The sequence below is a fragment of the Fibrobacter sp. genome (assembly GCF_017545445.1).
Taxonomy (GTDB): domain Bacteria; phylum Fibrobacterota; class Fibrobacteria; order Fibrobacterales; family Fibrobacteraceae; genus Fibrobacter.
Genome location: NZ_JAFWOM010000138.1, coordinates 93,591 through 104,546 on the forward strand (window position 1 = coordinate 93,591; position 10,956 = coordinate 104,546).

Sequence of the window (10,956 nt, forward strand, 5' to 3'; positions counted from 1 at the left end):
ACTAAATTGCAAGCATGGCGTTCGTTCATTTACAGACTCATTCTGAATTTTCAATTTTGCAGGCTTCGGCCAGACTTGATGGCATTTTGGCGGCTGCGGCTGCGGAAAATGCACCTGCGGTGGCGTTGACGGACCACGGCGCGATGTTTGGTATTTTGGAAATCCAGACTCGTGGAAAGGATTTAAACAAGAAGCGTAAGGAGCAGGGACTCCCGCCGGTCAAGACGATTTATGGCTGCCATATTTACGTGGATACGCCGAGCGCAAGCCAAAAAGATCCGACGACATTTGAACGTTTGACGCTTCTCGTCGAGAACGAAAAGGGATATTACAATCTGTTGCGCATTGTGAGTTACCGTTACGAAGATGGTGACCGTTGGGCTGAAATTCCGTCCGTGCCGCTTGAGACGATTAACCAGTTTAAGGAAGGCATTATTGCCATTGCTGGGGACTTCTTTAGCCGTTATGGTCAAAATGTGGCTGCTGGGCGAGATTCTATAGCGGTCGAATATATGAACCGCCTGAACGAGATTTTTGACCACGACCACTTGTACATTTCGGTTTGCGATAATGGGATTCAGCAGCAAAAGCGTGTCAATGAATTTAACGTGGAGCTTGCAAAGAAGTATGGCCGCGAAGTCGTCGCGGTGGGCGATGTGCATTACATCAAGCCCGAAGACGCGATGGCGCATAAGGTGTTGCGCTGTATCGCTTTGAAGACGACGCTCAATGACTTTACGGATAAGCGCTTCCCGACGGACCAGTTCCATTTCCGCACCGAAGAAGAAATGGTCAAGCTCTTTGGACATATCCCAGGGGCTATCGAAAATACAGTGAAGATTGCGGAACGCTGCAACTTTACGGTCAAGACCGGTATCGGCGATGATTTCTGGCCTAGGTTCAAGATTCCCGATGAATTCTTGGCGAGCGAAGAATGCGCGAACATCCGGGCGCTCATGAAGGCGGAATACGATGCGGAATATCCGGTCATCCGTGAACGCGAATTGAAAGGTATTATCAAGGACCGCAAAAAGAAAGTCAAGGCCAATTACTGTGCCGAAAAGGGAATTGCCGAAGATGCCTTGACGGATGTGGACAATGCAGAAATTGACCGCTTGTCGCAGCCGGAATTCTTTGACGATGACGACAACAAGGCTTGGGAAAAGAATACGCACCGCTGGTGCAAGCCCGGTGGCGATGCCGATGTGTATATCACGCATCTCTGCAACGAACGCTTGAAGTGGCGATTCCCCGATGAAGATTTTAAGTTCCCTGCTCACGAAACCGATGTGGGCAAGCGCATGTACAAGGAAATCAACTGTATCCGCAACATGAACGTTGCCGGCTACCTCTTGATTGTGTGGGACTTCATCAACTGGTCTCGTGAACACGGAATTCCCGTGGGGCCGGGGCGTGGTTCTGCTGCAGGTTCGCTTGTCACTTACATCATCGGTATTACAGACATTGACCCATTGACTTTCGATCTCCTTTTTGAACGTTTCTTGAACCCGGAACGTGTGTCCATGCCGGATATTGATACCGACATTGCAGATAGGGACCGCGGTCGCGTGATCCAGTACGTGACGGACAAGTACGGCAAGGAGTGCGTGGGCCAGATTATTACTTACGGTATGCTCAAGTCCAAGGCGGTGATTACCGACGTGGGCCGTGTGCTTGGTTTTGCGCCTGCCGAAGCGAAGGCGGTGACGGCTCTCTTCCCGCAGCGTACGTTGAATTTCAGCTTGAAGCAGGCTTGGACCGGTAAGGACAAGAAGGGCAACAATCTTGAAGACGGTTACAGTCCGGAACCGTTGCAGGCGCTGGTGAACAGCCGCCCGAGCTTGCAGAACCTTTGGAACATTGCTTTAACGCTTGAAGATTTGCCGCGCCAGACGGGCGTGCATGCTTGTGGCGTGGTGATTACGCCGACTCCGATTTACAACTTGGCGCCTTTGTATCGTGCCGCCCCGGAAGATACGCCGGTGGTGATGTACGATAAGCATTACGCCGAAGACATCGGGCTTTTGAAAATGGACTTCTTGGGCCTCATCAACTTGTCCATCATTCAGGATACGGTTCGAATGGTCGAGCAGAACCGCAACATCAAGCTCGTGATGAACAAGATTCCGATTGATGACAAGGCGACGTTCGAGCTCTTGGGCAAGGGGCTTACGACTACAGTGTTCCAGTTCGAATCTCCGGGCATGCAGAAGTACTTGCGCGAACTGAAGCCGACTCGAATCTTTGACCTTATCGCTATGAACGCCCTGTACCGACCGGGGCCGATTGACCAGATTCCGCACTTCATTGCCCGTAAGAACGGCAAGGAAGAAATTGACTGCTATCATCCGGACTTGGAACAGGTGCTTGGCGAAACGTACGGCGTGATTGTGTATCAGGAACAGGTGATGAAGCTTGCCCAGATTTTGGGCGGCTACACGCTGGGCGGCGCTGACAATATCCGACGCATCATGGCAAAGAAAATGCCGGAAAAGATGGCGAAGCTCGAACCGGAGTTCTTCGAAAAGTGCTTGGCGAAGGGCTATGACCGCGACATGATTCAGAAGGTGTGGAACGCCGTGCTCCCGTTCTGCGGATACGCGTTCAACAAGAGTCACGCTGCTGCTTACGCTTACGTCGCTTACCAGACCGCTTACCTCAAGACGCATTACGGCCCGGAATACATGGCTGCGTCCATGACATCGAAGATGGGCAAGACCGACGATACGGTGACGATCATTTTGGAATGCAAGCGTCTTGGCATCGAGGTTTTGTCGCCGAACATCAACTCGTCGTTGGGTGTATTTTCTGCCAATCCGAAAGGGCAAATTCTTTACGGCCTTGCGGGGATTCGCAACGTGGGTATCGCCGTTGTCGAAGATGTGGTCGCGGAACGCGAACGCCATGGCAATTACAAGGACATTTTTGATTTCTGCAAACGCGTGACGGAATACCAGGCCGCTCAGCCAGAAAAACGCCCACCGCTGAACAAGAAGGTCTTGGAATGCCTCATTATGGCGGGTGCCTTGGACGACTTGCCGGGGAGCCGTGCCGTGCAGATTGCGACGGTCGATCGTGCTTTGGAAGTGGCCTTGCGCAACCAAGAAGACAAGGCGATGGGGCAGGTCTCGCTGTTCGACTTGGGCGGCGGCGGGGCTGCGATCCAGAATACCGCAGAAGTCTTGGAAGATGCCGAAGAATGGACCGCGATGGAGATGCTCAACAAGGAACGCAGCGTGCTTGGCTTGTTCCTCTCCGGGCATCCGTTGGATGAATTCCGCCCGGAACTTTCGGGCTTTACGACTTGCTCGCTTTCGGAAGATGAAATCAATCGTCACGTGGGCGATATCGTCGTTGTCGGTGGCGTGGTCATCAAGATGCGTTCTATCGAAACTAAACGCGGCGATACGATTGGCTCTGGCGCTATTCAGGATTTCCAAGGCGAAGTGGAGCTGTTCTTCAAGAAAGATGTTTGGGAACGGTTGCGCGATACCGTTTCGATTGACGACCGTGTGCTCGTGAAGGGTTCGCTTGAACAGCAACGTGACCGTGACGGCTTCCAGATTATTGTCGAAGAAGTCATCCAGCTGGACCGCGTGCGTTGCGACATGGTGAACTACATTCACGTTTCGCTTTATTCGGGTATGCTCACAGACGAGTTCTTGGACAAGCTAGATGTCGAAATGAAGGCCAATTTGGCGGATGAATACTCGCATCCGTGTGAATTTGTGTTCCATTTGGAGACAGAATCCGGATTTGAGCACGCAGTTGTCCTAAAAAAATATAAAGTTGTATATACTCAGGAATTATTGCAATGGCTTAGAACTGATTTAGGCGCTTTGAAGGTTTGGGTATCGAATCGTGCGAAACGTTAACGAAGAAAATGCTCCTTATATCCTCTTCTGCGTAGGAGAGGATTCCGGCGACATGATTGGCGCCGAGATGGTGGCGACTACTGTTGCGCTTGGCTTTAAGGCCATGGGCGTGGGTGGGCCGTTGATGCAGGAGAAAGGGCTTGTGCCTTTGTGGGATTACAACGAACTCCCGGTTTCGGGCGTGGGCGATGTTGTCCCGAAGTATTTTTCGTTAAAGAAAGTTTTTGAAATTGTAAGCGATGCCGCAGAATCGAAAAAGTGCTTGGCCATTGTGGCTGTTGATTATCCTGGATTCAACATGCGGCTTGCGCGCCTTGCAAAGAAGTGGGGGAAGCCCATGCTTTACGTGGCACCTCCGCAAATTTGGGCGTGGAAATCAAAACGTGCAAGCCTTTTTAAGCAGGCTGATAAAATTCGTTTGGCCGTATTCTTTGATATCGAGGCGGAGGCGTACAAGCAGATGGGCTGTGACACGATTCGCATCAAGCATCCGGTCACGGGCTGGAATCCGCTGTATGCGGAACTCAAGTCGGATATTTTGCTGTTGCCGGGGAGCCGCCGTACGAGCGCTTTGCGTAATTTGCCGACATTTGTCTCTGTTGCTGAAATGTACCGCAACGCCTGGGCCGAACGCAATTCGGGACCGCTTCCCGATGTTGTTGTTGTTGCGTCGAGAGATTATTTGGAAGTTCCGCTTTTGGTCGCTCTCGAAAAACTGTATGATGGACGGTTGCCAACTTGGCTGAAAGTCGTTGTGGCGCCTAAGCAGATTTATGAGCGCTTGAATTTCTATTCGGGGTATTCAGCGGCTCTGACTTCGTTCGGGACGAGTACGCTTGAAATGGCTTTTGTCGGGATTCCTTTTGCGGCGTGTGTTGAGCCGGATTTCTTGACTTTTGTCATGGGAAAGTTGATGGTCAAGACCGACTTCTTGTCGCTGCCGAATGCGATTATTGGTCGTGGTGTGACTCCAGAATTTATTATTCGTGACAAATTAAATGAACGCATGGCGCTTTCCATTGTTGAATCTATTTTCCAACTGGATTTTGCGACGATGGACGAAATCGCTCTGCGTCTCCGCAAAGCGTTGAATGTCGGCAAGAGTTCGAGCGAACTAGTGTCTGAATTTCTTGCTGAGTTCGTCAAGCGTTAAACGCATGAGTGTAGGACTCCCGAAAGGCGACTTGAGCGGATCCTGCGTAATCATCAGCTGGCTTACAAGTGCCGTGATTTCTTCGGGCTTGAGCTTGTCGCCTGCTTGGTAAGCGTTTGTCTTTGCCCAAGATTTTGCAATCGCCTCTTGGAACTTCACCATGTCGTTTTTGGTTTCGTTTTCATCGACATCCGTCAAGAAATCATGGACGGCTTTTGCTGCACGTGAAAGCGGGAGGGCACTTGGAATCGAACGGATTTGGAATGTGTCCCCGCCAAACGGCTCGACGAAAAATCCGAGTTTTTTCAGTTGTTCGTCAACGTTGCGGAAAATTTCTTTTTCTTGCTTGGATAAGTCAATGAGTTCTGGGAACAAAAGTTCTTGGCTGTCCTGTGCAATGTTGTTCTGGAGCGATTCCATTGCTTGTTCAAAAAGCACTCGCGTATGCGCAGCATGCTGGTCGATGATTAAAAGACCGTTGGAATCTTCTGCTGCGATGTACGTGTTTGCAATTTGAAAAAATGCGGGTGGTGTCCATGGTGCTTCGCGCGGCTGTTCCGGCTTGGTCAGGTCTTGTTCCAAAGAAATAATCTTGCCGTACTCGGGGAGCGAAAATAAATCTTGGACATCGTCGCTCACGTCGTATTTTGATTTTTTATCAGAAAGTGTGTTCGCTTTTACCGCTTGAGCTTGTTGCTGAAAAGACGGTTTAGGTTGCGGTGTGTAAGGTTTATCCGTAAATGAAGCATTTGATGATGCGTTCGTTGGGGTAATGCCCGCATAATTCGTTTTTACGAATGGGTTTTCCCACGGCAAGTCGTTTTGCAACTGTGATGGTGCAGCTTGCTCTGATGGTTTTCCCATAAATTCATCGCTCAAGTCGATGAACGGGGAGTTTGCCTCCATGTCCTTGGTAAATGTATCGCGGATGGCGTGCGTCACGACGAGGAACACCAAGTTGCCGTTCGCGAATCGGACTTCGCGTTTTGCCGGGTGCACGTTAATGTCGAATTCCATGTCCGGCATGTCCAAAAACAGTACCGTAACGGGCTTGCACTGGGCGCCATACGGTTCGTAAGCTTGCGAAACGGCCTTGCTCACCATCTTGTTTTCGATGGGGCGGTTCCTCATGAAGAGGAATTGGTGGTTGCGTTTGCCGTTTGTCTCTGTGGTGGGGGAGATGAATCCGCTCACGTGGACGCCCGCTTCGGTGTAATCGACGGGCAGTAAACTTTTGGCAACTTTAGAGCCGATGGCTTCGGCGATGCGGCTGCGGAGTTCGCCGGGAACGCCGGTGAAAACGGTTCTATCGCCGACTTTGTAGTCAAAGCGAATCTCTGGGTGCGAAATGGCTGTCTTTAAGACAATGTCTAATATGCGGGAACATTCGGAAGTTTCACTGCCCAAGAACGTGCGACGTACGGGCGTGTTGAAGAAAAGGTCTTCGACGAGGAATGTCGTGCCTCGGCTTGCCTGGATGTCTTCTTTTTCGACAACATCTCCGCCTTTCACGACGATGCGACCGCTTTCGCCTTCTTCAGTTGCACTCGTGATGGTTAGCTTGGATACCGCTGCGATGGAGGCGACGGCTTCGCCTCGGAAACCGTTTGTCTGGAGGTGGAATAAGTCGTCTGCGTTTGTTAATTTAGATGTAGTATGGCGCAAGAAACAGAGTTCCAGGTCTTCGGCACCCATGCCTTTTCCGTTGTCGGTGACCTGGATTTTTTTCTTTCCACCTTGCTCTATTTGAACTTGAATTCTTGTCGCTCCGGCATCAATTGCGTTCTCGATTAACTCCTTGACAGCCGATGCTGGACGCTCGATAACCTCGCCAGCAACAATTTTATTGATGATTTCATCGGATAAAAGGTGAATTTCAGCCATTTTTCGCTTTATTTGTAGCTACTAATTCGTAGGTATTTATTATTTGATTGCTATATTATAAATATAGCTAATGAATTTTTATGAACAAGTGAGGTGAGTGAAATGGTTTCAAATCTATTCCTTCAGCTAGCGCACATTGAATTACTCATGTCTTACCCGGTCAAGGACATTTTGACCTTGGTCAAACGAGACTCGCGATTCAACGTGAAACTTCTAAACGATTTGTACTTCGAAGATTCTTACGTCGATGAAAGCGCTTACCGATTCATAATGGATAACATCGTCGCATGGCTGTACGAACGCGGCGAAAATCCAGACGACTTCATCGAACGCATTGTGAAGCGTTGCGCCGCATTTGAAGCAGTTCCCGCTCGTAGCGTGCTTCGCTCTTACTTGCCGTTCGTCTCTTCGTTCTACACCGCAGAAGATGCTCGCGAACTTTGCTTGGAAATCATTCCGAAACGTTATCCGTTCCTCACCAAGTCCAACATTCTGCGTAACGAAATTATCGACGGTAACCGCAGGGTGGACTTCACTTTCCAGTTCGAGACTCCGGGCGTCCTTGCCGCGAACCCGATGCGCTGGATCCGCAGCATGATCAACGTCGGACCGCTCCTCTTGAATACACCTGCATACGAACACATTAGCTACCTCGCCACGCAGACATCTTTTATTGAAGCTCTTGAAAACAGGGTTCCTGCCGAAATGAAGGAAGACGGCGGAATCTACATCAAGGACGAACTTGTGGGCCGCCATGCCACGTTTGCCGATTGCGTCAAGGAACATAATCTTGATTGGCCGAACGACGTAGAAAAGAGCATTGCCTGTGTACGTTCTTTGGTGGACATCCGCGACCCGAAGACCGGTGCTTTGCTCGTCGAAAAGGACTGCTACTACGGTGCTCCGGTCTATCTTCTCGAATTTAATTTCAAGGCGAACGTGAACGCTTCCGAACCGTTCCTCAAGCTTATGAGTTCTGTCGTGAAGCAGGAATTTGCCGCATGGGCCCCGATCCAGAAGGCTCACGAACAACTTCTCGATGCCATGAACGATTCCGTCACGATTGTCTATTACAAGAGCGACGACTCAATTTCTGTGAACAGCAAGCACCTTATGCGTAATGTGCCGGCTCGAATCCTCCGCAACTTGCTCCGTGAATACATCGTGACCGGTCGTGAAGAATACGAGAACCGCGAATTCAAGCGTGATCCGGCTATTTGCATGGACCCGCTCCGCCCGAACTTCGAAAGCCGGTTGAACCGCGTCATTGCCCATATCAATGGTTCTGACGATCCGGATCATCCGAGCGAAGGCGTCAAGAAATTCTTCGAAATTGAACGCCATCGCCGTGGTGGATTCCGTTTTGTTCCGAAGTGCAAGATAATCTTCAGAGAAGAATAGGCTTATTTTGTTCTAAATTTCGTGATGATAATCACGAGGTAGAAAAGGTAAATTTTATTGAGTGAAGAAATAAGAAAAAGGAAAGAACCAAACCGCAGACTAATTGGTATATTTGGAGTGTTGAGATTGGTTGGAAGGGTAAATCCTGAAACGACTTTATCATTGCTCCCCTCCTGATAGGTTCAAGGTTCTGGAAACCGCTCAATATTTTCTCCTTCTTAGGAAAGGGCCCTTTGGGGTCCTTTCTCTTTTTTTACTATTGTTGGCATTGTGTTAAAGAAGGGATTTACTATGAATTGTTTTTTTTCTTTGCCGAATTCTGTTGGGGGTGTTGGCGTCGTGGCAGCTTCGCTTGCGTTTTTGCTTTCTGCTTGCGGAGATGATTCCGGCAACAACAGCGAAATCAATGCGAATGATTTTTCTTTGCAAGTGAAATCTATTGATGAACTTCCTAACTGTAGCAAAAACCTTGATGGCGATTCCTCTTGGGTCGTGAATGAATCTGCTGTCTTTGTTTGTAAAGACCGCAAGTGGGAAAAGCGTGAAAAAGATGATGAACCCGAAAGCTCGTCGTCTGCGGCAAAGAAAAGCGAATCAAGTAGCAGCAAAAAGGGTAAATCATCCAGTGCTGTTGCGTCAAGTAATAGTGCAAAGTCAAGTGACTCCAAAGAAAAAAAATCGTCTTCGAGTCAAATGCAAAAAATTTCTTCATCAAGTGCTAAACAGGTTGTTTCTTCGTCTAGCGTGAAACAAGAAACGTCCTCGTCAAGTCGTGCTGCTTTATCGTCTTCGGCATTGGCCGAAAAAATATGTAGCAGCAGTACTGCAAAATCCAACAGTAGCGTAACCTCGGTTTCTTCTAGTGTTTCGTCTTTGTCTTCTTCAGTTATTCCAAGCTCATCAAGTGTCACTCCATCTTCTTCTAGTGTTGCACTTTTGTCTTCTTCCGTCATTCTCAGTTTATCCAGCAGTTCAAAGGACTCTGTTGGCTCTGAGCAAGGTCGAAGCGAGTCTGCCGAAGAGTCTTCATCTTCTGTTAAACTCAGCTCTTCTAGTGTCATCTTGAGCGAAGTCGAAGGGATTCTTACTGACTCTCGTGACGGTCAAACCTACAAAACGGTCGTCATCGGCTCACAGACATGGATGGCACAGAACTTGAACTACGTAAGGGCAGGCAGCTATTGCTATATGGATGCATCATTTTATTGTGCTGAGTATGGTCGCCTTTACACGTGGAATGCAGCGAGAACAGCATGTCCGAGTGGTTGGCATTTGCCGTCAAAAGATGAATTCGAAATGTTGTTCTCTGCCGTTGGGGGCCAATCTATAGCGGGCAAGATGCTTAAGTCTACTAGTGTAAATGGTACGGATGCCTACTCGTTCTCGGCGTTGCTCGCTGGCCTCAGGTTCAATGGAGGGTATTTCACCGACATGGGGAATTACGCGCATTTCTGGAGTTCTACAGAGTACAAGTACGACAACAACAATGCGTATAACATGTATTTGCACAACAGCGAAGACAATGCACACCTGCCCGACTACAGCAAGGACTTAGGGTTTTCTGTTCGTTGTGTTAAAGATTAGTTGCGGTGAGCCATCGGCGATGAGCTATGAAAATGTATGGGGCTTGCCGAAGGCTCCTAAATGACGTAAAAAAATCCGCGCAATCGCGCGGACTTTCTAATAACCAATGACCCCTTCGACAAGCTCAGGGACCTATATAAGGTTGGTACCTGTACTGAGTTGAGTCGAAGTAAGCCTGCCGAACCAAACCTCTGTCTACTATCTACGGCGTGCTGCCATTTCTTTCTTCAAGATGTCCATGACGGCGCCGATTTCGGCGGGGGCCTTGAATACCGGGTTTGCGAACTTGCTTGCAATGTCTGCGAGCTTTTGTTCGTGGTAAGCGACCTTGAATTCCGTGAACTTGAGGCCGTGCGCCGTGCTGATGACGACGACGTTTTCGTCCTTCGCAATCTTGCCTGCGGCACAGAGCTTTTCGAGAGCGCCGAGAGCGACACCCGTGTGCGGGCAGCAGTAGAGGCCGATGCGGTCGCCGCGGTGGGCTGCGTTTGCGAGTTCTTCTTCAGTGACGCTTACGACCATGCCGTTTGTCTTCTGGATGGCGCGTACGGCCTTCGGATAGCTGACCGGGTTACCGATCTGGATTGCAGATGCGAGAGTCTTCTTGGCCTGAACCGGTTCGAGCTTGTCGAAGCCACGTTCGTATGCTTGGAAGAACGGATTGGCATTTTCGGCCTGAGCAACGATGATGCGCGGGATGCGGTCGATGAGGCCCATGGCTTTGCAGTCTTCGAAGCCCTTGGCGAGTGCACTCACGTTACCGAGGTTTCCGCCCGGGATAATCACGGTGTCCGGAACGGTCCAGCCGAGTTCCTGGCAGATTTCCGGAGAAATCGTCTTTTGGCCTTCGACGCGGAGGCTGTTCATCGAGTTTGCGAGGTAAATGCGATTGTCCTTCGTGACTTCCTGAACAATCTTCATGCAACCGTCAAAGTCGGTGTCGAGCGCAAGCACGATGCTGCCGTTGCTAATCGGCTGGATGAGCTGTGCGGTGCTTGTCTTGCCGGCCGGGAGGAACACGATGGAAGGAATGCCTGCCTTAGCGCAGTAGGCGCTGAG

At 49.8% G+C, this 10,956-nt stretch carries 6 protein-coding genes; 4 read left to right on the plus strand and 2 right to left on the minus strand.

Going from position 1 to position 10,956, the window contains the following annotated elements:
* Positions 1 to 14 precede the first annotated feature (14 nt).
* Both dnaE and IKG78_RS15955 read left to right on the plus strand, forming a co-directional pair.
* On the plus strand, positions 15 to 3,875 hold the full coding sequence (dnaE, locus tag IKG78_RS15950; protein WP_290945293.1) for a DNA polymerase III subunit alpha: 3,861 nt from the start codon (positions 15 to 17) through the stop codon (positions 3,873 to 3,875).
* Entirely contained in the window at positions 3,862 to 5,028 is a 1,167-nt protein-coding gene (locus IKG78_RS15955; RefSeq protein WP_290945295.1) for a lipid-A-disaccharide synthase, read from the plus strand. The genes dnaE and IKG78_RS15955 overlap by 14 nt, the downstream gene beginning before the upstream one ends.
* On the opposite strand, the gene mutL is transcribed toward IKG78_RS15955, so the two are convergent.
* Complete coding sequence (gene mutL / locus IKG78_RS15960) at positions 4,990 to 6,912, minus strand: DNA mismatch repair endonuclease MutL (RefSeq protein ID WP_290945297.1); 1,923 nt, start codon at positions 6,910 to 6,912, stop codon at positions 4,990 to 4,992. The two genes, IKG78_RS15955 and mutL, sit on opposite strands and share 39 nt — an antisense overlap.
* Positions 6,913 to 7,059: 147 nt before the next feature.
* Between mutL and IKG78_RS15965 the strand changes: the two genes are divergently transcribed.
* Together IKG78_RS15965 and IKG78_RS15970 are read left to right on the plus strand one after the other, a co-directional pair.
* Positions 7,060 to 8,313: a hypothetical protein gene (locus IKG78_RS15965; protein WP_290945299.1), complete on the plus strand. Its 1,254-nt coding sequence runs from the start codon at positions 7,060 to 7,062 to the stop codon at positions 8,311 to 8,313.
* 291 nt (positions 8,314 to 8,604) lie between these two features.
* Positions 8,605 to 9,897, plus strand: coding sequence for a fibrobacter succinogenes major paralogous domain-containing protein (locus IKG78_RS15970; RefSeq protein ID WP_290945301.1), 1,293 nt, complete (start codon positions 8,605 to 8,607; stop codon positions 9,895 to 9,897).
* A 198-nt stretch (positions 9,898 to 10,095) separates the two neighbouring features.
* Here the strand turns inward: IKG78_RS15970 and IKG78_RS15975 are convergent.
* Positions 10,096 to 10,956 (minus strand): pyridoxal-phosphate dependent enzyme (locus IKG78_RS15975; protein ID WP_290945303.1); only part of this gene is annotated, 861 nt, incomplete at its 5' end.